A 25,826-nucleotide genomic window follows, 5' to 3' on the forward strand; every position below is an offset into this window, starting at 1 on the left:
CATATTGCGCCAGTAAAGGTTCTATGTGTAATTTCTGATCGTTTGCTTGTTGCGCGCTCCGAACCGTTGACCCCTGCCCCGTTGTGGGCCTGGTGGCGGGCTGGGGTAACGCGGGAGCGGTTGGCTCTCGCGCTGACTTGTTCGGAGGGTGACGGCGTATGCGCCGCAGTTTGTCATGGTCGTTTTCAACAGCCATGCGAGCCCGAACGGCGGTGGCCGTCATGGTGGCGGCGCTGCCCGGCCTGTTGCTGTTCCAGGCGGTTCCCGTGTCCGCCGCGGTGCGACCGGCCGCGCTCCTCCACGGCACCCCCGACACCCCCGACCAGTTGACCGGGTCGGCGGCGGGATTCCCCTCCTTGGTGGATTCTGCGGCCACCACCACGACGGTGAGCCTGCCCAAGGGACCCGAGCAGGACATCCGAAGCGGCAAGGACGCGTTGCCGGTCGAGAAGCGATTCACCGATGAAGGTCCCCGGGCTTCGGCGGCCAAGGGTGGCGGTTTGGCTTCCCAGGATGGTCGGCGGGCCGAGCGCCGAGGAGCGGCTGAGGCCACCGGCAGCGCCGCCTCTTCGGCGGCAGCTGATTTTTGCGACACGTACACGGCATGGAGTTCCAGCCAGAGCTACACCTCCGGGGCCGTGGTCGCCTACGGCACGGACGTATGGAAAGTCAGGGGTTTCAGCGCTCCGGTCGGGACACCCCCGCCGTCGGCTCCCAACTCGTGGGTGCATCAGGGAACGTGCTCGTTCCACCAGTATCCGTCGGTAGATGTCGTCTACCCCTACGACGGGACGCTGGTGGAGGCGCGGACACCGACACTGCGGGCCACCGGCCGCGGCAACGACTCCTCTTCTCCGGTGTTGATCCGTTTCACCTTCAAGGTGTGTGACAACGCGGCGATGACCGGGACATGCCCCGCGTCCGGTGCGGTGACGAACTACTACTCGGGAGGATGGAAGGTTCCCCCGGGGAAGCTGACCTGGAGCAAGCAGTACTGGTGGAACGTCACCGCCACCGACACGAGCAACAACCTGAGCACGACCTCCTCGACATGGTCGTTCACCACCGGGGTGCGCCAGCCGGTGATCGGCTCGCAGCTGGCCGCGCGCGGGGTCAACGGCCAGGAGTTCCACCAGATGCCGGGCAACTACACCACCGAGGCCACGGACTTGTCGGTGTCCACGCCCGGCCCGTCGCTGTCGGTGACGCGCTCCTACAACAGCATGGACGCCCGCGTCGACGGGATCTTCGGTGCGGGCTGGTCGACGCGCTGGGACATGAAGCTGGTGCGTGAGGTGCGCGGTGACCTGACCAGCGCGCTGGTGACCTACCCCGACGGGCGCCGGGTGCGGTTCGCCGCCAACGGCGATGGGAGTTTCCAGCCGCCGCCGGGCATGCACGCCACCTTGGCCGACGTCACCGGTGGCGGGTGGAAACTGATGGACAAATCCTCCACCGTGTATCTGTTCGACGCCCAGGGCCGGTTGACGACGGTGACCGACGCCCACGGCCGGGCGCAAAACCTCCTCTACGCTGCGGGTGGCAAGCTGGAGAAGGTGACCGCGGCCGGTGACAGGTCGCTGAGTTTCACCTGGAGCGGCACGCACGTGGCGAGCGTGTCCAGCGACCCGGTGAACGGATCGCCGGTGACGTGGACCTACCACTACGAGGGCGACAAGCTGACGGCGGTGTGCGCGCCGGTGGCCGCCCCCAACTGCACCCGCTACACCTATGACAGCGGCTCGCAATACCGCGGCATCGTCCAGGACACCGAACCCTACGGTTACTGGCGGCTGGGTGAGGCATCAGGGTGGCAGGCAGCCGACCTGGGTTCGGGGGCGGGCAGCGCCGAATACAGCGCCGTGACCTACGGCAAGCCCGGCGCGCTGGCGGGAACCCCCGACACGGCGGTGGAGTTCAACAACTCGCGGGTGACCTTGCCGCAGCACGCGCTGGCATACCTGGGTGATCAAGTCTCGGCGGAGATGTGGTTCAAGACCACCACCTCCGGCGTGCTGATGGCCTCCTCGGTGAACTACGGCGCTGTACCGGAAGGGCCGATGCTGTATGTCGGCACCGACGGCAAGCTCCGCGGCGCGTTCAAGATGGTCACCTCCCCGATGGGGTCGGCGGCCGTGGTCAACGACGACCAGTGGCATCACGTGGCGCTGACGATCTCCGGAGCCGATCAGGTGCTGTATCTGGACGGCGCACAGATCGGCACGATGACCGCCCAGGCAGACCCTTGGCGCCCGTATGCCGCGATCGGCACCGGTATCGTCACCCGAGGATCGGCGCCCGGCCTGCCGACCGGGACCGGCTCGCAGGAGTTTCCCTTCCGTGGCCTGATCGACGAGGTCGCGATCTACGGCAAGCCGCTGACCGCGGCCGAAGTGGCGCTACATTACGCCGCACGCGCCGAAGCACCCCACAAGCTCACGAAGATCACCCTGCCGTCTGAGCGGGTGTGGGCGGCCAACACCTACGACGCGGGCACCGAGCGGATCAGCACCCACACTGACCAGCACGGCGGCACCTGGAAGATCGGCAAGCCCGTGTACGCCCAGGCGACCGGCCTGTCAACGGTCACGGTGACCGATCCCAACAACAACACTCTTGGCTACGCCTACGACGCCTGGCGCGGCTACCGCCTGGTCAACCGCACCGACCAGTTGGGAAAGATCACCAGGTACGAGTACGACACCGGCGGTTTCCCCGCCAAGGTCACCGACCCGAACGGTGTGGTCACCGAGCAGGTCAACGACGCCCGCGGCAACGTCACCGCCACCAAGACCTGTCAGGCGGCGGGAAACTGCCAAACCACCCGCCAGGCGTTCTACCGCAACAGCACCGATGAGTTCGACCCGCGCAATGACCGTCCCGTAACACATAGGGATGCCCGCTCAACGAGCGCCACCGACAACACCTACGCCACCACCACCGAATACACCATCAAGGGTGAAGTGGCAAAGAAGACCACCCCGGCCACCCCGGACTTCCCCAGCGGTCGATCGACGACATATGCCTACACCGACGGCACCGAGCCCGCCATCGGTGGCGGCACCACCCCGGCCGGCCTGCGCAAGTCGGCTAAGGATGCCAGGGGCAGCGAGACGACGTACCGCTACACCGCCGCCGGTGACCAGGCCGAGCAGACCAGTCCGTCAGGGTTGAAAATCCAGTTCGCCCATGACGCGCTCGGCCGCGTGATCTCACGGACGGAGGTCTCTCAGGCCCACCCCGATGGAGTGGTCACGACCTCCACCTATGACGGGCTGGGGCGTGTGCTCACCCACACCGGCGCCGGGGTGAAGAACGAGGTCACCAACGTCACCCACACCGCCAAGACCACGTTCGCCTACGACGCGGACGGCAACAAGCTCAGCGAGACGGTCACGGATCTGACCGGTGGTGATCCTGAGCGAAAGATCACCTATGCCTACGGCTCCAGCGGCCGGGTGGAAACGGTCACCGGCCCAGAAGGCGGCGTGGCCCGTGTCACGTGGAACGCCGTGGGAGCCAAAGCCAGCCTCACCGATGAGAAGGGAACGGTTTCCACCTACGCCTACACGAAGCGTGGTGAGCTGGCCTCTACAACACTCAAGGGGTGGACCGGCAGCCCGGTCAATCCGCAAGCCCCTCAGGACGTGGTGTTGGAGTCTTTCTCCTACGACCCTGGTGGGCGGCTGGCCGGCGAGGTGGACGCGATGGGTCGCAAGACCGCCTATACCTACTTCACCGACAACCGCCTGTCGCAGCTGATCGGTGACGACGTCCGGCTGAACGGTTCGGCCACGGCGGCGGATGTGGTGTTGGAGGCCAACACCTACGACGCGGCCGGGAACATCACCAAGCAGGTGACCGGTGGCGGTAAGACCACCGAGGAGTACGTCTACGACGCCGCCGGTCGGGTGACCTCCACCACGTTCGATCCGGCCACGCTCAAGCGCAAGAGCGCCTATGAGTACGACGCGGCCGGCAACCTCACCAAGGAGGCTTTCACCGGCGCGGGCAGCCCCCGGATCGAATCCACGTCCTACGCCTACAACGCGGTGAACCTGATGACCAGGCAGACCGTGGAGAACGGCGCGGACGATCTGGTCTCCACGTGGAGCTATGACGACCGCGGCCTGGTCACCGAGGTGACCGACCCGCGGGGCAACGCAGCCGGAGCCATCGCCGCGGACTTCACCACCACGATGCGCTACGACCTCGCCGGACAACTCGTGGAGTCGAAGTCGCCGCAGGTGAAGATCGACAAGAACGGTTCCGCCGCCGACGGGCGCCCCACCGTGCGATACGGCTATGACAGCGCTGGGGTGCTGACCCACAGCGTCGACGCCGAAGGTCGGACCGTCACCTCGGCGTTCGACAAGGCCGGCCGTCTGGCCTCCACCACGCTGCCGTCCTACACCCCGCCCGGCGGGACCGCATTGATTCCTAAGATCAGCTACGAATACGACGTGGCCGGTCAGCTGACCAGCGTCACCGACCCGCGGGGTCATGTCACCTCCGTCGAATACGACGCGCTGGGCCGCCAGGTCCGGGTAACCGATCCGGGCCCGTCCGGGCCAGGCGGTAAATGGGTGTCGGAGTACGACCTGCTGGGCGAGCAGCTCGCCATGGTCGACCCCACCGGTGCCCGCGTCGAGGCCACCTACGACGATCTGGGTCGAATGATCACCCAGACGCAGATCGAGCGCCGGCCCACCACCGCAGCACACATCACCACACTGACCTATGACAGCGCCGGCAACCTCACCAAGAGCGTCACCCCCGGTAACAAGAGCACCAGCTATACGGTCAACGCCGCCGGGCAGGTCACCGCCATCACCGACCCGAACACCAACACCTCCGCCATCGGGTATGACTTCCTGGGCCGCTCGGCCAAGGTGACCGACCCGGAGGGCAACGCCACCGAAGCCGAGTACGACCTAGCCGGACGGCAGATCGCCGCCAAGGACCTCGACGCCACCGGCGCGACGGTGCGCACCTTCGGCTTCGGCCGCGACCCGGTCGGCAACCTGATCAGCAGCACCTCCGGAGAGGGACACCTCACCCGCCGCACCTTCGATGCGCTGGGTCAAATGACCGCGCTCATCGAGCCGGTCTCCGACAGCAAGTCGATCACCTCGACCTTCGGTTATGACGCCAGCGGTGCACGCACCCGCACCACCGAGGGCCGCGGCAACGCGGTATGGACCGATTACAACACCCTCGGCCTGCCCGAATCGGTCATCGAACCCCCGACTCCCGCCCATCCCAGCGCGGCCGATCGAACGTGGACCACCGTCTACGACGCCGCCGGCAACGCCACCGCCACCCTGCAACCGGGTGGAGTGCGCATCGACCGGACCTTCGACGCCCTGGGCCAGATGGTGAAGGAGACCGGCAGCGGCGCCTCGGTGGCCACTCCCGAGCGCAACGTCACCTACGACACCGCGGGCCGGGTCACCGCGATCGGCGACCACACCTTGGAGTACAACGACCGCAGCCTGCTGACCAAGGTCTCCAAGGCCACCAACCAGGTCGCCGCCTACGGCTACGACGCGCGGGGCAACCTCAGCCAGCGCATCGACACCACCGGCACCGCGAACTACACCTGGGACGACGCCGACCGGCTCAAGACCGCCTCCGACCCGGTCACCGGTCGTACCTTCACTTACGGCTACGACAAGGCCAACCGGCTCACCACCCAGACCTCGGCCAATCCGGCGGGCACCCAGACCTACACCTACGACGCCGTCGACCGGCCCACCTCCCAGACGCTGAAGAACAGCAGTAACACACAGCTGGCGAAGATCGTCTACGGGTGGGACAAGGATGACAACCTCACCACCAAGACCACCACCGGCACCGCGGGGGCGGGCACCAACACCTACGGCTACGACCACGCCGGACGCCTGACTTCCTGGACCGCCCCGGGCGGCGCCACCACCGCCTACGAATGGGACGACTCGGGCAACCGCACCAAGGCCGGGAACGAGACCTTCGTCTACGACGAGCGCAACCGGCTGACCTCCGGCGGCGGCACCGACTACACCTACACCCCCCGCGGCACCGTGGCGACGGAGACCAAGGCGGGCGTCACCCGCAACCTCACCTTCGACGCCTTCGACCGGCTGATCTCTGACGGAGAGGCCTCCTACGGCTACGACGCGCTGGACCGGATGACCTCACGCACCAAGGGCGCCGACCAGCAGCGCTTCACCTACTCCGGGCTGGAAAACGACATCGCCACCGTCTCCGACGGCGCCAACACCATCATGGCCAAGTACGGCCGCGACCCCTTCGGCGGCCTGCTCAGCCTCCAGGAAGGCGGCACCGCCGCACTCGGCGTGATGTCCGACCTGCACGGCGACGTGGTCGGCACCTTCTCCGGAACCGCCCTGGTCGACTCGGTCGCCTACGACCCTTTCGGGAAGGTCACCCACCGCTCAGGCACCGCGCGCACGCTGGGCTACCAGGGCGAGTACACCGACCCCGACACCGGCAAGGTCAACATGCACGCCCGCTGGTACCAGCCCGGCACCGGCACCTTCTCCTCCCGCGACGACTGGACCCTCAACCCCAACCCGTCGATCCAAGGCAACCGCTACACCTACGCCAACGGCACCCCCCTTGCTACCACGGATCCAACCGGCCACTGGCCCTGGAACCCGGAGTGTTGGGGGCGCGGCAATCCTTTTTTCTCCGTAGTCTGTGACGTCTTTACAGATGCTCGACCCAATGCTGCGAAGCAAAGCGATTCTCAATGCATGCCTAATGACTCCAGGCCTGTATGTCCCCAGAAGCGTCCGCCGCGTCCACCACTCCAGCCTGTTAATTCTCAGGGGAAAAACAACATACAAGGCAAAACTGGCAGTGCTCCGACGAACAATCCCTGCCAAAACTGTGGCGGCTCTGGGCCGACGAAGCCTAAGCCCACGAAGCCTAAGCCAAAGAAGCCGGACCCGCCGTACAAGCCCGACTTCGATCCGAACAGCGAAGACTTCATAAACGACCCGAACAACGCGACCGAAGACCGAGACCCTCCCACCGCCGACGAGCTCCACTGCAACTACGGCCGGGACCGCCCGGAGAACTTCGGCGGATGCACAAATGGAATCGACATCATCGGCGGCGGCGGAGGCGGCGGAAGTAGCGGGGTAAGTCTCTGCGAGGCTGGAACAACCCACGTGTCCGGAGACAGATTCAAGTACTCCTGTCCGAGCTCTGTAAAGCCGGTGGATTCCACGCCTGATTCGCCCGCAGGCCCAACCCACCCAGAACAACCTCCAACCATCATCGGCGGTCTCGCGGAGAGTTGTTCGGGAAATTTTGTATGCGACATTTTCGTCGGGGACTTCATGAATTGCGCGGCCAACCCGTCCTTGGGCGACTGCGCGATGACGGTGATCGGATTCATCCCTGGCGCGAAGATCGCCACAACATTGGCCAAGACGGGCAGTAAGTTCGCCAAGGGTGCCGCCAAGGCCTGCAAACCCAACAGCTTCGTGGCCGGCACCCTCGTCCTGATGGCCGACGGAACCCAAAAGCCGATCGAAGACGTCGAGATCGGCGAATATGTGCTCGCCACCGACCCCGAAACCGGCCGCACCGAGGCCATGGCCGTCACCGTCCTGATCCCAGGCGAAGGCACCAAGAACCTCGTCAGGATCACCGTGGACACCGACGGCGACAGAGGTAACGTCACCGCCCCGATCACCGCGACCGACGAGCACCCCTTCTGGGTACCCTCCCTGCGCGAGTGGACCGACGCCGGCGAGCTCCAGCCCGGCATGTGGCTGCAAACCTCAGCCGGCACCCACGTCCAGGTCAGTGCGATCAAGAAGTGGACCACCACCCGGCGCGTCCACAACCTCACCGTCGACAACATCCACACCTACCATGTGGTAGCCGGCGACCAAGCCATCCTTGTCCACAACACCAATTCGTCTAGTCCATGCCGATTCGAAGTAGACTCGCGAGGCGTAACCAAGGACCTGGATGCGGACATGAATCGTGCAGGCAAGAAATTCAGCCCGGCCGAAAAGCGGAAAACCATCGATAAATGCCGAAGCAACAATGGCGGCCGTACCGTATGCGATGATTGTGGAATAGAAACCATTCCCGCAAAACAATGTCGAACTGGTGGGACTGTAGACCCTAGAGAAACGCGAGTTGATCACATGTGGCCTCAATCTTTAGGCGGACCAGGATCCGTATGGAATGGGCGAGTTACTTGTTTTGTCTGTAACGGAAATTGGAGCAACACCCCCAAGGGCCCTCTTTAGTATCAAATCGGTTTAAACCAAAGATAAATCATCAACCAATCCAGAGCGGAACACGAGGATCTAATGTCAAATTCGGATATTAGTACTGTTCGCGTGGTGTTCTCACTCGAACAGGACCAGGACGGCTATCCCCCGTACAGAGAAGAGGGTATCTGGGTAAGATCACTTGCTGACAGCGTGGGCGAAGTTCTCAGCATCCCCTTCTTCGTAACCGGCATCAGCAAAGGAGATTTTATTTCCTACGACACAACAGGAAACGAGGCGCAGTTCTCTGAACTACTTTCAGCCAAAGGACATTCGACTCTTCGCCTGATTTTATCTCAAGAAGACGCTGGGGATCGAATCAGAAACGAACTGGAAAGCCTCGGATGTGGAGTTGAAATGGGACCAATCCAGTCACTTCTTGCTGTCGATATTCCGCCCAGAACTAATTACACTGCAATCATCCGGATAATCACCAAAGACTTCACAAAAGTCGTATCAGACTACGAGGAAGCATGCATCTCACGCGAACACAGGTGAGCTCATTGATCGGTTTCAATGTTTCACAATCTTCGGATGGACAGCCAGCCACTTCGACTGAGGGGTGATTTCACGCTTTGGTCAGCGTGGCGCCCCGGCTGCAGCATCAGATGGGCGGGGCACTGGGACCCATGCGTGTTCTTTCATGGTCGTTGGGGCGAATTACTGCTGGTCAAATCAGCGTTGACAGAGCATACAACCGGGCAAAAGCAAACGATCTGCATTACCTAGGACTGTTATACGGCGGTACGGAGTACAGGAGATCAGGTGTCCGGTGATAGCAAATAAGCGCAGCCACAAGCAGCATCCTCAACCGCCGCGAGTTTCGTAGAGGCTCTAATATGCCCCAGGTTTTATGGAGTCGGGTCGGTTCAGATCACATCTACCGTCGATTGATAAAGGTCCTCGAACCTTCGGACCGCAGCGGTGTCCGCGAAGGGACGGAGGCGGGATCGGATGATCCCTATGCGGTCGGTGACGCGAGCTGAGTTGACCTTGGCCGCCAGCCTCAACGACTTCGAGGCGGCCTCCGTGGCCTGCTCGATCTCGCGGGCCTGGGTGTAGGCGTCGGCGAGCCAGCTCAGGTAGAGCGAAACCTCCCGCGCGTGCGTGGCGTCGTAGGTGTCAATGCCCTGGGTGAGTAACGGTTCGGCCTTGAGCGGGCGGCCGAGTTCGGTGAAGCACCGGCCAGCCATCACATCAACCTCGTCTCGACCCAGCCAGTAGACCCATTTCGGATCTTCATCACCCTCTCGGTGCAGCCCGAATACCTGATCAACCTCGCCGAGCGCCCGTTCGGTGATCGCCGAATCTCCCGCTTTCGCGTGTGCCCAGGCCACTCGTTCCAGCAGCAGGGCGCGGGTGAGCGGGGTGCTTGATCGCTCAGCGCCCTTGACCGCCGTACGGGCCATCATGGCTGCCTCCCTGGGATCTCCCACGTTGGCCATCTGATAACTCAACGAGGACAGGAGATTGGCCGCCGTCGGCTCATCGCCAGCGACATGCGCGGCTTGGATGCCTTTGATGTAGTAGGTACGAGCGCGACCGTACAGTCCCGCGTCAGAAGTCACCCATCCCGCGAGTTGGCAGAGCTCTCCCACGGTTTTCAGGAGTCGGCGGCCCACGTCCTCGCTGTAGGCGGCCTCCCTGGCGACCGTGGCGGTGGCCTCCAGTTCCTGGGAGACGAGCGCGTGCAGGTCCGTGCCGCCCACGTAGTCATCGAGGTGCCGTAAATGGTCGACCCGGGTCTCGATCTTGTCGATCAGTGAGTGACCGATACGACGTCCGGCCCGGATCTCATGGAGCTGTGGCGACTCCACGATCAGCCACTCGTGTGCGACGCGAAGCGCGGACTCCTCCGACATGGCCTCGCTCTCGGCGATCAGGCCGGCAGCCATCGCCTCGTTGCTCTCTCGTGTCCAGCCGTCGCTGAACAGTGTCAGGCGATCGCCGTTCGTGCTCGGCGGGGCGGCGCCCAGTCGCTTGGCCCGAGACAGGACGACTGCCTGGTCGAGCACCGCCAGCGGGAGATCGAGCGCGATGCTCAACCAAGGCAGCCAGGCCAGAGGCAGCCGCTTGCCGCGCTCCCAGCGAGAGACCTCGTTGCGAGTGATCGTGGCCTGCCCGGACACTCGGGCGAGCCGGTCGGCGAGGCTCGCCTGCGTGAGGCCCTTGACCTGTCGGGACCGCTTGACCAGTTCTTCAATCGCCAGGCCCTCTACCTCCACCACAACTCAACTCCTTTCGCTCTCTGTCTGTAGGCCAGAAAGCGGCCCCCTCGTGACTGACCTGGCCTCCGGGGTGGCCCCTCGATGCGGGCCCCTACGGGGCTCCTTTCATGGTCACCCACCTGCGGTTCTCTTGGAAGGGAATTACACAGAGTTACTCGATCTCACCTGGAGAAGCTATGCCGGGCGACGCCCCACCAGTGATCACCATGAATCCCTGCCAGGCCACAGAGCCTCCGCGAGAAGAAGAGGGAACCGCCTGCGACGGGTACGACCGGGTGCCGCGTGCGCCGGCGCTGCGGTTCACCGGCTGGTGCCTCTGGTACGGCAAGGCCACCGGACATTGGTGGGCGCTCTCCCCCACCTGGTGCCGAGAGCGCATCGGCCTGATCGAGGCCGACACGCCCGCCGAGCTGGCCGCACAGATACGGCACATCGAGGACTTCCACCTCCACCTCACCTCCGACCAGCCCAAACGGCCACCACGCCCCCTCCCCAGGGCAGACGCCCAGGCCCCGCAGCCCGAAGGCCCCGATGGGGAGAACGGCCCGGACATCAGAGTCGCTGGAACCATCCGGCTCAACAGGATCGAGGGCAAGGGAGGTGACCGAGATGGCAGCGCGACTCCTGTCCGCACTCGTCGGCGTACTCGCTGACCGCTTCCGGACCATGAAGCAGGCCACAGGGCCAACTCACTCGGCCACCGCGTGGTCACCGCACCTGGGACGAATCCCTGGATGGTCAGCGCTCCAGGACCACCCACCGGTGAGATCCCCCGTGATCTCCCAGCGTTTCCCGGCTACTCCCGACCAGGTCAGACCCGCGCGTACCTTTGTCACCGAAGTCCTCGGCAACGACCACCCGCTCCACGACGACGCCGTACTCCTCACCAGCGAACTCGCTGCCAACGCCGTCGAGCATTCCGGCGGACCGCACGACGCCGGACCGGCGGACCCGCCACGAGAGTTCGTCGTCACGGTGGCCTTCCTCCCCCATGGCGTACTGATCACCGTCCAGGACTCTGGTATTTCGGAGATTCCCTGCACGAGGAACTCCGGCCCGGACGCCACAGGTGGCCGAGGGCTCATGCTCGTCAACAGCCTCGCTGCCCGCTGGGGATTTCAGCGCGACTCCGCCGGAACCCTGATCTGGTTCGAACTCGAATCGGCCGGCGCGGCGCTGAGCGGGCGCGAGGGGAAGAACAGCATCGCCGCCGATGAAAGCTTCGGAAAAGCACACATGTGCGAGAGGGCGCTGAGACCTCGTCAGCCAATCCGGCCCTTCTTACCTATTCGCCCCCTCAACATCTGTATTTGGTGTTGACTTACTCTCCATGTCGTCTGATCTTGGTGCTTCTCGATGGGGTTTCCGTGAATGGGGCGTACTCGGGTTCGCGGTACTGCTGCTCGCGGTGAGCTTCTGGGAGTGGTTCGGTATCACCTGGGGAGTCTCGGATCAGCACGGGGAACGCACCGAGCAGTCGACGGCGAACGCCTGGCAGGCCTCCACAGCCTGGTCGCTCGCGGTGCTGCTGGGAGTGGCCGCGGCGCTGCTGTGGAGCCTGCGCGGCGTTGCCACCACGTCACGGCGGAGTCGGCCTGCCGCGCTCGCCCTCGTCGTCTTCGGAATCGTCCTTACGGCGTGGCAGTGGGGGATCCTTTACTCGATCGGAGGGACATTCTCCAACGAGGTCGAGGTGACATCCGAGTTGCTCTCGCTCGATGATGCCGTCAAACCCGAAGAGCAGATCGGATACATTCCCCGGGACAACTTGTTCAGCTCGCATCTACCCGGTTACAACGCGGACGTACGCCCCGGGCTCTATATCGCGCTGTTTCTGCTTGTGCTGGAACTTGCCCTCATGGTCAGCGCGTTCCTTCCCCGCGTCCCGCTACGGCGAAACAGCGCCGGGCAGGACGCGATCGACCTTGCGAACCAGAACGACCTGTCAGCGAAAAAGGATTTCCCGTAGCGTGAGGTGATGTTCTTCGATCCCGTGCCAACGGAGCAGGAACCCTCCCCCAGCCGTCCCGAGCTCCCGCCCTGGTCGGCTCCCCCCTCTCTGGAGGCCGGGGCCGTGCTCGCGGTCGAGCGGGTGGTGGCCCGGAGCGCGAACGTCGTGGTGCTGCTGCCGACGATCCGGGTCTTCGGCACCGGCTGCATGCTTGAGGTGGAGATCGTGTCCCGGCAGGGCGACCTGTCCTCCGGAGACTGGTGGTACATGCAGATGGCCGGGGCCCCGTTCGGCCAAGCGGTCGGGCGGGGCAGTACGCCGGACTCGCTGTTGCGGCTGGGCGTGCGGTTCGCCGACGGCTCGAAGGCCACCACCATCGAGCCGGCGCGCGGCAGAGCGGGCTCCCTCGATGAGCCTCCGGCCGGACCCGTGCTGTCGTGGTCGCCGACCGGCAGCGGCATGCGCGGCGGCGAGTTCGGTTTCCGCCATTTCGGGCTGTGGCTGTGGCCGCTGCCCCCGGCGGAGAGCTTCGAGTTCGCCGTGGAGTGGCCGCTGGGCGGCATCGAGCTGACGATCGCCGAACTCGACGGCGCGGCCATCGCATCGGCCGCCGCTCGCTCGGCGCACTACTGGCCGGAACCCCCGTAGCGCGACGGAGCAGCCGACGCGGAATGGCCGCTCCCGGTCAGGCCGTCTCACGCAGCGCGTTCGCGATCTCGTCGGGGGTGAGGCGGCGGGAGGCGACGTAGTACAGGACGGCCCCCGTCGGCAGCCAGGTCTGCCAGCCGGGATTGACCAGCAGCGTGTCACCGGTCCGGGCGGCGAGCATCGTGGCTCCGTGGCGTCGGCCGAGGGAGGTCTGGCAGCGGTCGACCAGCACCGGCCCCAGGGACTTCGGCAGCCGCACCGAATAGGTGTCGGCGCCGCCGTGGGTCATCAGCTGCGTGTAGATCTCGGTGATGCCGGGATCCTTGAGCTCCTCGGTGATCATGTGAGGGCTGTGCCACTGGACGCAGCGTACGGCCTCGTCGACGTAGCGCAGGTGCCGAACCCTGCCGAGGTCGCGCAGCGCGACGACGAGATGGGCGCCCTCGGCGACGTGGTCGGCGGTGACCGCGACCGCGAGCGCCTCGTTGTCGTCGCGGGCGTCGACCAGCACGCTGTGCGCCCGTTGCACGCCGGCCCGGCGCAACACGCCGTCGTCGGTCAGATCACCGCGTACGAACGTGACGTCGCGGTCGGACATCGGGTGGGCCGGCACGTCGTCCCAGGCGCAGAGCACGATGCGGCTCGAACCGTCGGCGATCAGCTCGTCCACCATCTGCTCGGTCCGCCCCGGCGTGTAGCCGAGCAGCACGATGTGGCCCGACGTCTCCACCGTGATGGCACCCTGCATCCTTCGTCCCTTCGCCTTCTCCAGCGCGGTCGACAGCCTGGTGAACACCGTCGTCAACGTCGCGATGCCGCCGACGATGACGTACGCGCCGACGACGTGGCCCGCCGCCGACTCCGGGTACAGGTCGCCGTAGCCGACGGTCGCGGCGGTGACCACGAAGTACCACCAGTAGTTTGCGGGCTGGACGATCACGCTGTCCGCGGGTTCCGCGAGCGTCATCAGGGGCCAGCTCGTCAGGAACACGACGCTGAGGACGAGAACCGGCGTCCACCAGGTCCCCAGCACCGTGATTCGGGCCAGCAGGCGAGCTAACAGGATCGGCACGCTGCCTCCCGCGCAACACACTTCGGTGCGGCCACACTAACCGGACAAACGGCACTAAAGAAGCTTTAAGACATACGGATTTACCAGACAGAGCGTGGCCGGGCCGGTAACCGTCCGAGAAGGCTCGCCGTCGGTTCTCCGCCTCGCGTTCTCGCGGGCGTTTCCCAGCGCGTCGACGACACCACGCGCCCGCGGTCCCCGTCCCCGTCTCCGTCTCCGCGAACGCGAACCGGCCCCGGACGAGGGCGGTTTCAAGGGGTCGTCGCAACTCCTCAGATCGAGATGTTGCGACGACCACGTGAACCCAAGGAGACGTCCGGGGCCGGTCGAGTGGATCATTGGAGCCGGGTGAATCGTTGAAGCCCGGCTGGACGAACCGTCAGAGCAGGGCGTTCTGGGTGAGCCAGTCCTTGGCGACCGCCTCGGCGTCGTCCTTGTCGACCGCGACGCGCTTCATCAGCGCGACCAGGCCGGCGGTGTCGAGCTTGGCGGAGACCGCGTCGAGGGTGGTCTTCACGGTGTCGTTCACACCGGCCTTGTTGACCAGGGGGGCGATGTTCTCGGCCGCGAAGGCGCTCTTGTTGTCCTGGAGGGAGACCAGGTCATTGACGATGATCTTCGGGTCGGTGGTGAAGACGTTGCCGACCTGGACGGTGCCGTCCTTGATGGCGTCGGCGGTGGCGTCGCCGGTCTTCTTCCACTCCTTGAACTCCAGGCCGTACGTGTCCTTGAAGTTCTTCTCCTGGCGGGTCTGGAACTCCGGCGGGCCGCCCACCGAGTAGTTCTTGGCGACCTTGACCAGGTCCTCGATCGTGGTGAGGCCGTCCTTGGTGGCGGTCTCCTTGGTGACGGTCAGCGAGTTGTTGTCCTCGGCCGGGGCGGGGGTGAGGACCTCCAGCTCGGCGGGGAGCTTCTCCTTGAGACCGGCGATGACGTCGTCCTTCGACTTCGCCGTGGTCGTGTTGTCGACGAAGGCGAGGAGGGAGCCGATGTACTCCGGCAGGATGGTCAGGCCGCCACTCTTGACCTGGTCGTACAGGACCTCGCGGCTGCCGATGTTGAACTTCTCCTCGACCTGGACGCCCTTGGCCGCCAGGGCCTGGGAGTAGATCTCGCCGAGCAGGACGTTCTCCGGGAAGTTGGCCGACCCGATGATGACCTTCCCCCCGGCCGCCGGAGCGGAGGCGGACCCGGAACCGGCGGGAGCCGGGGAGGCGCTGGTGAGCGGATCTCCGCCGCCGCACGCGGTAAGTGTGAGCGCCGCGGACAGGAGGACCGCCGCGGTGCTGATCAGGCGCTTCATGGTGCTATTCCCTTCCAAAACGGGGGGTAAAGAAGACTATCTGATGGTCTGGCGCTCGCTCACCCCCGGGGAGACCGTTACGCGCTGCACCAGAGTGAACCCGAGCTGGACGAGAAGCGCCAGCAGTGCTACGAGGACCGCCCCGCCGATCGTGCTCGGGAAGTTCTTGGTCGCGAGACCGTCGATGATGAAGCGGCCGAGGCCGCCCAGACCCACGTACGCGGCCACGGTCGCGGTCGCCACCACCTGGATCGCGGCCAGGCGCAGGCCCAGCAGGATCAGCGGCAGCGCGACCGGCACCAGCACCCGGCCCAGGACCTGCCCGCCCCGCAGGCCCATGCCGTACGCGGCGTCGCGCAGGTCGGGGTCGACCCCGCGGATGCCCTCGTACGTGTTGACCAGGATGGGCGGTACGGCCAGCGCCACCAGCGGGATGAGCACCGGCAGGATGGTGCCGACGCCCATGAACAGGACGATGAGGACCAGCAGGCCGAGCGTCGGCAGGGCGCGGGCCGCGTTCGCGGTGAGGATGACGAGCAGCGCGCCCCTGCCGGTGTGGCCGATCAGCAGCCCCAGCGGGATCGCGATCAGCATGGCGAGGAGCAGCGAGAGCCCGGCGAACTCCAGGTGTTCGAGCAGCCGGTTGGGAATCCCGTCGGGTCCCGACCAGTTGGCCGGGTCGCCGAAGAAGTCGATCAGCCAGTTCACGCGCTCTCCTTTACCCGCGACCCGATCAGCCGATCCGCACGGACCACGCCGGGCCCGATCAGCCGGTTCACACGGACCACGCGAGGCCCGATCAGCCGATCCACACGAACCGCCCGCGACCCGATCAGCCGCTCCACGCGAGGCCCGATCAGCCGGTTCACACGGCCCACCCGCGACCCGATCGGCCGGTTCACGCGGACCCCCTTGCCCGCGACCACGGGGTGAGCAGGCGTTGCGCCAGGATCAGCAGCAGGTCGGCGACCCCCGCGAGCACCACGACCAGCACGATGCCGACGACGATCGGGGTGTAGAACTGCCGCTGCCAGCCGTCGATGAACAGGTAGCCGAGCCCGCCCCTGCCGACCAGCGCGCCGACGCTGACCAGGCTGACGCTGGCGACCGTGGCCACCCTGAGCCCGGCCAGTACGACCGGTACCGCGATCGGCAGCTCGACCTGGAGCAGCCTGCGCAGCGGGGTGAAGCCCATGGCCACCGCGGACTGGCGCACGTGGTCGGGGACCGAGCTCAGCCCGTCGACGACCGCGGGGATCAGCACCGCCATGGCGTAGAAGGTGAGCGGGACCATGACGGTCGTCCGCGTGGCGAGGCCGGTGATCGGGATGAGCACGATGAAGACGGCCAGCGAGGGGAGCGAGTAGATCACGTTCATGACGCCGACGGTCGGCTGGTAGAGCCAGCGCCAGCGGACCCCGGCCAGCCCTAGCGGGAGCGCGATGATCAACCCGATGAGGATCGGCACCAGCGCCATCACGATGTGGTCCTCCAGCAAACCCTGGATCGTGGGCCAGTTGCGCCCGATCCAGTCCCAGCGGACCAGCGGTTCCTCATCCATCGACACCTCCCGCGAGTCCGTCGGTGCCTCGCGCCGGACCGTCGGCACCGCGCACGGGACCGTCGGCACCGCGCACCGGAGCGTCGGCGTTTTCCGTGACCCCGGTGGTGCCGCCCGCGGGATCGTCGCCGCCCCCGGTGGAACCGCCGACACCTTCCGCCGGGACGTCGGCGCCTCGCGCCGGTCCGCCGACGCCTCCCGCGACCTTGGTCAGCGCCTCGTGCAGCGCCTCGCGGGTGGCGGCGCCCACGGCCCTGCCCGTCCCGTCCACCGCGACGGCGTTGCCCGACGGGGACAGCAGCGTCGCGTCCAGCGCGGCGCGCAGCGAGTCGCGTCCGCTGACGAAGGTCCCGTACGGCGCGAGCTCCACGTCGGCGAGGGTGCCCGACTCGGGCAGGTCCTTGACGGCGGCCCAGCCCAGCGGCCGTTTCTCCTCGTCCACCACGGCCAGCCACGGCTCTCCGGTGGCGCGTGCCGAGGCGGTGTCGGCGGAGACGGGCACGAGCAGGTCGGTACGGAGCCGCACTCCCTCGTCCGAGACGAACGACAGCCGCCGGATGCCCCGGTCGCGGCCCAGGAACTCGCGGACGAAGTCGTCGGCGGGCCTGGCCAGCAGCGTCGCGGGGTCGTCGAGCTGGGCCAGGTGGCCCCCGACGCGGAGCACGGCCACCCGGTCGCCGAGTTTGACGGCCTCGTCGATGTCGTGGGTGACGAACACGATGGTCTTGTTCAGCTCGGCCTGGAGCCGCAGGAGCTCCTCCTGCAGGCTCGTACGGACGATCGGGTCGACCGCGCTGAACGGCTCGTCCATCAGCAGCACGGGCGGGTCGGCGGCGAGCGCGCGGGCCACGCCGACGCGCTGCTGCTGCCCGCCGGAGAGCTGGAAGGGGTAGCGGTCGGCCATCTTGAGGTCGAGCCCGACCCGTTCGAGCAGCTCCATCGCCCGGTCGCGCGCCTTCTTCTTGTCCCAGCCGAGAAGGAGGGGCACCGTCGCCACGTTGTCGACGATTTTGCGGTGCGGGAAGAGCCCCGCCTGCTGGATGACGTAGCCGATGCCCCGGCGCAGTGTCGGCGGATCGATGGTCTTGACGTCGACGCCGTCCAGGAGGATCTGGCCCTCCGAGGCGTCGATCATTCTGTTGATCATGCGGAGGGACGTCGTCTTACCGCATCCCGAGGGACCGACGAAGACGGTTATCTCCCCGGTCGGCACCTCAAGGCTTAGATTGTCCACGGCGACGGTCCCGTCGGCGTAGCGCTTGGTGACACCGTTGAATGTGATCATGCGCAACCTCTTGTTTTCGCAGGGTTACGGCCCCCTTGCCCCAACCGTCCCCATGATCCCGCGCGGACCAGCCTATGCCCCTCTTCTCCGATCTGTCTTCCAGGCTTTCCCGAACCAGCTCCGTAGGAGGAACCAGCTCAGCAGGAGATCCACAAGTGTATTTCTCAATAAAAGGGCATTGAGTAGTGCGGGAGGTGCCCATGACTTGACATGATTACCCACACTGCCGGAGTCGATCCCTCCGGCACCGTACGTCACAGGCTTCACAGCCACTCAGCCACTCCGCCCCTCCACCACGCTCGCCGAACCACCAGAGGAACCGGTCCCGTGACCCAACCGCTCCTCGGTCAACGCTCGCGCGTCGAACTGATCGCCGAGCTCTACGACCGCCACGCAGCAGGGCTGTTCGCCTACTCCCACGACCAGCTGGGCGACGCGGACTCGGCCTCCGACGTCCTGGTGGCCGTCCTCTCCGGTGTCTTGGACACCGAACCGCCGCGCGCCGCGCTGTACGCGCTCGCCCGCCGCGAGATCTTCCTGCGCGACATCGTCTACTCGCCCCCCGTCGGCCCCGACCCGGCCGCCGCCCTCGTCGAGCGCGTCCTGGGTGACCTGCGCACGCACCAGCGCGAGGTGCTGTACCTGTCGGGCGTGTGCGAGATGAACGCCGCCGAGCTGTCCTGGGTGCTCGACGTGGCCGTCGACACCGCCGACGAGCTGACGGTGAGCGCCTGCCGCCGCTTCGCCCAGTCGCTGGGCTGCGCCCTGGCCTCGGCCAAGGTCCCCGAGCACATGACGGAGGTGTTCGGCGCCCTCGCCGTCGCCCCGGTCCGCGACGTCCTCAACCTCGCCCCCTGGGCCACTCCCCCGGCGAGACTGCGCGCCGCCGTGCTCGGGCCGAAGGCGCCGCCCGTCGTTCTCGCCGCCAGGCGATCGACGTCACCGCTGTTCAGACAGCTGTGGCCGACGACGCCCGCGTGGCCGCTGCCGCTCGCGGAGACCGGCGTCCCGGCCGGTCCCCCGATCGGCGCCTCCGCCTTCCCCGTGCCGGACCACATGGCGGACGACCGCTTCCCCGATCCCTTCGCGCCACGGGATCCCGACGCCGTCTCCGAGCACGAGGCCACCACGCAGCCGATGCCCAAGCTCGGCGATTCGGTGCTCACCGCCCTGGACACCGCGGCCCTGCGGCCTCGCCGCCGCCTCCAGCGTCCCCGGCCGCGCCGGGCTATGCCGCTGGCGGCGCCGATTCCCGGGGACGTGCTGGACGACGCCCCCGGACGGGAGGACTTCTTCCGCCCGCTCACCCCGGAGGCGCGGGCGGCCCGCGTCCACACCGACAGGCTCGTCGCCGCCGCCCCCCGCACCGAGACCCCGCCCGCCGAGACGCCCCAGGCTCCGTCCTCCGAGATGTCCCGGGCTCCGGCTCCGCCCGCCGAGACCTCCCGGCCTCCGTTCGCCCAGGTCTTCCCGCTCTTCCCCGCCGGGACCTCCCCCGCGCCGTTCACCGAGGCCGCCGAGGCGTCTCCGGCGTCCTTCGCGGAAACCCTCGGGGCGCTCTCCGCCGAGACCCTCCGGACCCCGTTCGCCGCGCCTCCTCGGGAGCCGTCCGCCGAGGCCCCTCGCACACCGCTCGCCGCCGTCCCGTCCGCCGGGAACCTCGGCGACGTGCTGGACGACGGGCTCGGGGACGTGCTGGGGGACGTGCTGGACGACGCGCGTCCCCTGCCCGGCTGGCCCCTGCAGACCGACCAGCTCGACGCCCTCGCCGACCACGAGCGCCACCAGCCCCCCACTCCCGCTCCCGCTCCCGTGAGAGAAGCCGGGCGGCACACGCCCGCCGGCGACGACCGCCCCCGGCTCTCGCTCCCCGTCTGGGCCACCCGGGCCGAGAGCCCCGCGCCCCCGGCGGAACGCGTTCAGCCCCCACTCCCCGACCGAACCACCCAGGACGCCGATCCCGGCCGGCCCTCCGCCGTCGACTGGTTCGCGGATGCCGCTCCCTCCGGCGCCCAGACCCCTGAGGCTCCGACCGCCCTTCCCACCTGGTCCCCCAGGACCGACCACCTTCGCACCCCCGCCGGCCGCGCCCAGCTGCGCCTGCCCCGCTGGGTCATGCGCGAGGATCAGCCCGGCGACGCCCCCCGGCCCGCGCCTCCGAACCACACCCTGACGCCGTACGACGCGCCGCGGGACGACGCGGCGACCATGCCCGGGAACGGGTTCCCGGCGATATCCCCGATACCCCCGGTGCCCCCGGCACTCGCGGAGACCGGTGCGGACGAAACGGCCCCCTCCCCTTCCGGCCGGACCGCGTCCCGCGGGCGCGGAAGTGCCCGGCCGCCGCGCAGTCACAAGGCGACGAAGAACGCGGTCCACCACGACTGGGCCTGGGAGGTGATCGGCTTCGTCATCGCGGTGACGATCGCCATGATCGTCTTCTTCGCGGTACCGATGATGACCACTCCGTAAGCCTCCTTGCCGCCCCCACCGGCCCGTGCCGGCACGGGGGCGCTCAGAGCCAGTGTTCGGTGGCGGCGCGCCAGGCCAGCTGCATGCGGGTCTGGGCGCCGGCGAGTTCCATGATGTTCGAGACGCGCCGCTGCACGGTCCGCTGGCTGATTCCCAGCTGGGTGGCGATCGACCTGTCCGGTACGCCCGCGACCAGCAGCGAGACCAGGTAGAGGTCGTCGGAGCCGAGCGGGCAGGGTGTCGTCCCCTCGGCGAGGGCGCCGTCCTCGGCGATCCGCAGCGGCGTCGCCCGCTCCCAGTAGCCCTCGAAGAGGGCGACCAGCGCCTCCAGCAGCTGGCCGCCACGGACCAGCGCCGCCGTCGGCTCGGAGATCCCGGCCTCCTGGAGCAGCGGCAGCACGGCGGTCTCCCGGTCGACGACCGTCAGCCGCACCGGCAGCCAGGGCATGGCTCTGGCCTGCTCGCCCAGCTTGACCCCGTACGCGATGTTGGCCGGCATTCCCTCCTCCGCCAGCAGGGCCTTCTCGTAGATCACCCGGTACTCGACCCCGCGGCGCAGCGCGGCGAGCTCGGCGTGGTTCTCCTCCGCGGGCATCGCGGTCGCATGCCCCTGACAGAGGTAGAGGACCTCGTGGCGGGCGGCCTCCTGCAGGTGGTCGAGGTGCTCCTGGAGTACGACGCGGTTCGGCAGGACCTCGACCAGCCGACCGGCGTCGCGGCGGCGGGCGCTGTCCCGGTACTCCTCCGCGAGCTGGTCCACCTCGCGCCGCGCCCAGTCGAGCGCCTGCTGGTGGCGGAGGAGCTGCGAGCCCAGCACGATGTCGGGGGCCACGGCGGTGAACCGCCGCCTGCCGGGACCGACCGTCCTGATCAGCCCTCTGACCCGCATGGATATCAGCACCGTTTCGGCTGTCTCGGGGTCGATGCCCAGATTTCTTATGAGGTCGGTGACCTCTGCCTCCGCGGTGGTCACCAGGAACCGGTAGACACGCTCCTCCACGGGATCGAGCCCGAGGGATTCCAACATGACGCACATGATGACATCCGAAACGCCGGTAAAAGTTACATCCATCGTCTAACCGGACGTATAACGCCAATGTGAATTAACCAGGCGTGGGCCATATCGGACTTGGAACGCGTTTGCCCACGATGGCGGGAATCGAGCGCGGCCGGGGTTGTGACAACGATCTGTCAAGGCTAGTATCACGGCAACTCTTAGGAAACTTTCTTAAGAGAAAGTTAAGGCGGGTGCCTTCGCGGCCCCCGGGCAACCGTTCGATCCAACCAAGAGCTGCGCGAATCTCGATGGCGAGGATCGTCATCACTCGGGAGTCCGACCGTCCGGACGTCCCACCCCCTCCGGTTTCCCCCCACGGAAGCGATCATGCGGCGCACCCCTTCCTTACTCGCCCTGACTGGGCCTGCAAGCCTCTCGCGCGCGCCGCTCGCGCCCCGGTCGCGCAGCACCTCGAACCTCTGCGGCCCCCACCGCACGAAGGAGTGATCAAGTGTTGAGACAGCGCATCATGGCCGCCCTCGCCGCCCTGGCGGTCACGGGCGTGCTCGCGGTCGCCCTGCCGATGGCCTCCGCGTCCTCCGCCACCGCGGCGGCCTGCGTGACCGCGTGGAACTCCTCGACGGTCTACGTCGGCGGCACCACCGCCTCCCACAACGGCCGCAACTGGTCGGCGAAGTGGTGGACCCAGAACGAGACCCCGGGCACCGCCGCCGTGTGGGCGGACCAGGGCGCCTGCGGTGGCGGCACGACGCCTCCCCCCTCGGGCAACTGCAACCACCCGAACTGGGCGGCGGGCACCTGGTACGCCGCCGGGAGCATCGTCAAGTACACCAACGGCCAGTTCTACCGCGCCAAGAACGAGAACCCCGGCTACGACCCGGTGATCAGCACCTGGTACTGGGAGCCGTACACCTGCGGCGGCACGACACCTCCTCCCACGAACCCGCCCACCGGGGGCTTTGTCGTGAGCGAGGCCCAGTTCAACCAGATGTTCCCGAGCCGGAACTCGTTCTACACCTACAGCGGCCTGACCGCGGCGCTGAGCGCCTACCCGGGTTTCGCCAAGACCGGCAGTGACACCATCAGGAGGCAGGAGGCGGCCGCCTTCCTCGCCAACGTCAACCACGAGACCGGCGGCCTGGTCCACGTCGTGGAGCAGAACACCGCGAACTACCCGCACTACTGCGACGCGAGCCAGTCGTACGGCTGCCCCGCGGGACAGGCCGCCTACTACGGGCGCGGCCCGATCCAGCTGAGCTGGAACTTCAACTACAAGGCGGCGGGCGACGCGCTCGGCATCAACCTGCTCGGCAACCCGTACCTGGTGCAGAACGACGCGGCGGTGGCCTGGAAGACCGCCCTGTGGTACTGGAACACCCAGAACGGCCCCGGCACGATGACGCCGCACAACGCGATGATCAACAGCCGCGGCTTCGGCGAGACGATCCGCAGCATCAACGGCAGCCTGGAGTGCAACGGCAGAAACCCGGCGCAGGTGCAGAGCCGGATCAACGCCTACCAGCGCTTCGTGCAGATCCTCGGCACCACCCCCGGTGGCAACCTGAGCTGCTGAACGACCGGACGGCCGGTCACCTGACGGCCGCTTGACGGTCACCGCGAAAACGTCCCGCCGAGCGCGCGAACCCGCGAGGCGGTGGCTCCACGCGTACGATCCGCACGCGTGGCACGAAGGGCGCGGCCCACCGGCCGCGCCCTTCTCGCGTCGTCCCTCTCCCGCTTCCGGAAGCGGTGACCTTCCGAAGGCACCTCGCCGTCCCCGGCGACCGGTCCGTCGATGTCGCCGAGTTCCAGCAGGCCGGGTGAGCGGTAGGCGTCTCGGACCATCGCCCTCATCGTCTTCACGTCACTTTCGGTGCGTCGTTGTCCGGGTACTGGAAGACCTCGTCGAGCGGGACGCCGAACACGCGGGCGATCCTGAAGGCCATCTCCAGCGAGGGCGAGTAACGCCCCTGCTCGATGGCGATGACGGTCTGGCGGGTCACACCGACGCGTTCCGCCAGCTCCGCCTGCGTCATCTCCTGGTGCGCGAACCGCAGGGAGCGGATCGCGTTGGTGACCTTGGTGGGCTTGACCACGGCTAGAAACCCCGCCGGTACGCGACGATCTTCACGATCGACGACGAGAGGGCCGACAGGACGAACGCCAGGTAGAGCGCGTTGGCGATCCAGAAGTGCTCGAACTCCGCCATCGTCAGGCCGAGGGCCGCCGCTCCTCCGACGGCGAGGACGTGGAACTCGGCGCGCATACCGTGCCGGTAGATCTCGCCGTCCCGCTCGTCCTTCCCCATCTCCTTGGGCGAGACCATCCCGGCCACCATGTTGGCGACCATGTTCACGACCATCGCGACGCCGATGGCCGTGATCATCGGCCACACGTAGGCGACCTCCGCGACGCCCGCCTCCCGGACCCTCCCGAGGATGGTCACGACGTAGACCACGGGCACACCGATCGCTATCGCGGCGTAGATCCACACGCGCTTCTCTTCAAATGACATGCCCGTCCCCACATGTAAAACAAAGCAGACATAGAGAAACGTAAAGCAAGGCGGACATCATGTCAAGAATTATTGACTTATCCCTGGTCGCGGGGTTACCTGGACGCCGCTGAGCGCCGGATACCTCTCCGAAACCAGGAGGCCAGGAGGCCTGGAAATCGCGAAACCGGGATCGACACGCGTCAGCCCCCTCCGCGGCCGGCGGCGGACGCCGCCGAGGGGCGGCGGGTCACTCCGACGACAGGACGAGCCCGCTGGTCGGCACGCCCGTACCGGCGGTGACCAGCACGTTCCGCACCCCGGCGACCTGGTTGGCCGAGGTGCCCCTGATCTGCCTGACGGCCTCGGCGATGCCGTTCATGCCGTGGATGTACGCCTCGCCGAGCTGGCCGCCGTGCGGGTTGACCGGGAGACGGCCGTCGATCTCGATGCCGCCCCCGGCCACGTAGTCGCGGGCCTCGCCGCGCCCGCAGAAGCCCAGCTCCTCCAGCTGGGTGAGGACGAACGGGGTGAAGTGGTCGTACAGGATGGCCGTCTGCACGTCCGAGGGCCCGAGCCCCGACTGCTTCCAGAGCTGGCGGCCGACCACCCCCATCTCCGGCAGACCGGTCATGTCGTCGCGGTAGTAGCTGGTCATCATCATCTGGTCGGCGCCCGAGCCCTGGGCCGCGGCGGTGATCACGGCGGGTGACCTGCGCAGGTCCCTGGCCCGCTCGGCGGAGGTGACCACCAGCGCCACCGCGCCGTCGCTCTCCTGGCAGCAGTCGAGCAGGTGCAGCGGCTCCACGATCCACTTGGACGCCTGGTGCTCCTCCAGGGTGATCGGGCGCCCGTGGAACCACGCGGCCGGGTTGGTGGCGGCGTGCCTGCGCATGGCGACCGCCACCCGGCCGAAGTCCTCGGAGGTGACGCCGTACGCGTGCATGTAACGCCGGGCGAACATGGCGACCCAGGCGGCGGGGGTCATCAGCCCGTACGGCACGTGCCAGCTCATCTCCAGGCCCTGGGACGAGGGCTCACCGCCGATGCGGGCGTCGGGCTGGCCGAACCGGTTCCCCGAGCGCTCGTTGAACGCCCGGTAGCAGACCACGGTCTCGGCGACCCCGGTGGCGACGGCCATCGCCGCGTGCAACACGGTGCCGCACGCCGCGCCGCCGCCGTAGTGGACGCGGGAGAAGAACGACAGGTCGCCGATGCCCACCTCGCGGGCCACGGCGATCTCCTGGTTGGCGTCCTGGGTGTAGGTGACGAGGCCGTCCACGTCCGAGGGCGCGAGGCCCGCGTCGTCGAGCGCCGCGAACACCGCCTCGGCGGCGAGCTGGAGCTCGGACCTGCCGGACCGCTTGGAGAACTCGGTCGCGCCGATCCCGGCGACGGCCGTACTCCCGGAGAAGGAGACCACGGTGGTGAGGGCCTTTCTGTGTTTCCGCGTTACCGCGTTACCGCGTTACCGCGTTACCGCGTCACCGCGTT

The 25,826-nt window shown here is 67.3% G+C and carries 17 protein-coding genes and 1 pseudogene; 8 read left to right on the plus strand and 10 right to left on the minus strand.

Features of this window, described 5'->3' with window-relative positions:
• Positions 1-221: 221 nt before the first annotated feature.
• Positions 222-8,276 (plus strand): LamG-like jellyroll fold domain-containing protein, encoded by an 8,055-nt coding sequence (locus OG587_RS46165; RefSeq protein WP_329085406.1) that lies wholly within the window; start codon positions 222-224, stop codon positions 8,274-8,276.
• 96 nt (positions 8,277-8,372) lie between these two features.
• The gene (locus OG587_RS46170) at positions 8,373-8,798 is read left to right on the plus strand and encodes a DUF4265 domain-containing protein (RefSeq protein ID WP_329085408.1); all 426 of its coding nucleotides are present in this window, start codon (positions 8,373-8,375) and stop codon (positions 8,796-8,798) included.
• A gap of 371 nt (positions 8,799-9,169) precedes the next feature.
• On the opposite strand, the gene OG587_RS46175 is transcribed toward OG587_RS46170, so the two are convergent.
• Positions 9,170-10,528 carry a helix-turn-helix domain-containing protein gene (locus tag OG587_RS46175; protein ID WP_329085409.1) on the minus strand — a complete coding sequence of 453 codons (1,359 nt, stop codon included), beginning with the start codon at positions 10,526-10,528 and terminating at the stop codon, positions 9,170-9,172.
• Positions 10,529-10,803: 275 nt separating this feature from the next.
• Here OG587_RS46175 and OG587_RS46180 point away from each other — a divergent pair, with 275 nt between their 5' ends.
• The 4 genes from OG587_RS46180 (at position 10,804) to OG587_RS46195 (ending at position 13,127) form a co-directional block, all read left to right on the plus strand.
• Positions 10,804-11,181 carry a hypothetical protein gene (locus OG587_RS46180; protein ID WP_329085410.1) on the plus strand — a complete coding sequence of 126 codons (378 nt, stop codon included), beginning with the start codon at positions 10,804-10,806 and terminating at the stop codon, positions 11,179-11,181.
• Between the two features lie 121 nt (positions 11,182-11,302).
• Positions 11,303-11,848 carry an ATP-binding protein gene (locus OG587_RS46185; RefSeq protein ID WP_329085411.1) on the plus strand — a complete coding sequence of 182 codons (546 nt, stop codon included), beginning with the start codon at positions 11,303-11,305 and terminating at the stop codon, positions 11,846-11,848.
• A gap of 10 nt (positions 11,849-11,858) precedes the next feature.
• Entirely contained in the window at positions 11,859-12,497 is a 639-nt protein-coding gene (locus OG587_RS46190; protein ID WP_329085412.1) for a hypothetical protein, read from the plus strand.
• A 9-nt stretch (positions 12,498-12,506) separates the two neighbouring features.
• Positions 12,507-13,127 (plus strand): hypothetical protein, encoded by a 621-nt coding sequence (locus OG587_RS46195; protein WP_329085414.1) that lies wholly within the window; start codon positions 12,507-12,509, stop codon positions 13,125-13,127.
• 37 nt (positions 13,128-13,164) lie between these two features.
• Here OG587_RS46195 and OG587_RS46200 read toward each other — a convergent pair whose 3' ends face one another.
• From OG587_RS46200 to OG587_RS46220, 5 genes and pseudogenes are all read right to left on the minus strand, one after another.
• A complete protein-coding gene (locus OG587_RS46200; protein WP_329085416.1) occupies positions 13,165-14,199 on the minus strand; it encodes an ion channel in 1,035 nt (344 codons plus the stop codon).
• Positions 14,200-14,578: 379 nt separating this feature from the next.
• The gene (locus OG587_RS46205) at positions 14,579-15,502 is read right to left on the minus strand and encodes an ABC transporter substrate-binding protein (RefSeq protein ID WP_329085418.1); all 924 of its coding nucleotides are present in this window, start codon (positions 15,500-15,502) and stop codon (positions 14,579-14,581) included.
• A 36-nt stretch (positions 15,503-15,538) separates the two neighbouring features.
• A complete protein-coding gene (locus tag OG587_RS46210; RefSeq protein ID WP_329085420.1) occupies positions 15,539-16,210 on the minus strand; it encodes an ABC transporter permease in 672 nt (223 codons plus the stop codon).
• 190 nt (positions 16,211-16,400) lie between these two features.
• Positions 16,401-17,063: an ABC transporter permease gene (locus tag OG587_RS46215; RefSeq protein ID WP_329085422.1), complete on the minus strand. Its 663-nt coding sequence runs from the start codon at positions 17,061-17,063 to the stop codon at positions 16,401-16,403.
• Positions 17,064-17,262: 199 nt separating this feature from the next.
• Positions 17,263-18,348: pseudogene (locus OG587_RS46220) on the minus strand (ABC transporter ATP-binding protein); the annotation flags it as partial.
• Positions 18,349-18,675: 327 nt separating this feature from the next.
• On the opposite strand from OG587_RS46220, the gene OG587_RS46225 reads away from it, so the two are divergent.
• Positions 18,676-20,820 carry a hypothetical protein gene (locus OG587_RS46225; RefSeq protein ID WP_329085424.1) on the plus strand — a complete coding sequence of 715 codons (2,145 nt, stop codon included), beginning with the start codon at positions 18,676-18,678 and terminating at the stop codon, positions 20,818-20,820.
• Between the two features lie 43 nt (positions 20,821-20,863).
• On the opposite strand, the gene OG587_RS46230 is transcribed toward OG587_RS46225, so the two are convergent.
• Entirely contained in the window at positions 20,864-21,847 is a 984-nt protein-coding gene (locus OG587_RS46230; protein ID WP_329085426.1) for a helix-turn-helix domain-containing protein, read from the minus strand.
• A 481-nt stretch (positions 21,848-22,328) separates the two neighbouring features.
• On the opposite strand from OG587_RS46230, the gene OG587_RS46235 reads away from it, so the two are divergent.
• Entirely contained in the window at positions 22,329-23,411 is a 1,083-nt protein-coding gene (locus OG587_RS46235) for a glycoside hydrolase family 19 protein (RefSeq protein WP_329085428.1), read from the plus strand.
• Between the two features lie 286 nt (positions 23,412-23,697).
• Here the strand turns inward: OG587_RS46235 and OG587_RS46240 are convergent, their stop codons facing one another.
• The 3 genes from OG587_RS46240 to OG587_RS46250 all read right to left on the minus strand — a co-directional run bounded on the left by OG587_RS46240 (position 23,698) and on the right by OG587_RS46250 (position 25,755).
• Positions 23,698-23,934, minus strand: coding sequence for a helix-turn-helix transcriptional regulator (locus OG587_RS46240; protein ID WP_443075370.1), 237 nt, complete (start codon positions 23,932-23,934; stop codon positions 23,698-23,700).
• Positions 23,935-23,936: 2 nt separating this feature from the next.
• On the minus strand, positions 23,937-24,353 hold the full coding sequence (locus OG587_RS46245) for a hypothetical protein (RefSeq protein ID WP_329085430.1): 417 nt from the start codon (positions 24,351-24,353) through the stop codon (positions 23,937-23,939).
• 229 nt (positions 24,354-24,582) lie between these two features.
• Positions 24,583-25,755, minus strand: coding sequence for a lipid-transfer protein (locus OG587_RS46250; protein ID WP_329085432.1), 1,173 nt, complete (start codon positions 25,753-25,755; stop codon positions 24,583-24,585).
• Positions 25,756-25,826: the final 71 nt, after the last annotated feature.

Origin of the sequence: Streptosporangium sp. NBC_01469, from assembly GCF_036227305.1 — a bacterium.
Taxonomy (GTDB): domain Bacteria; phylum Actinomycetota; class Actinomycetes; order Streptosporangiales; family Streptosporangiaceae; genus Streptosporangium.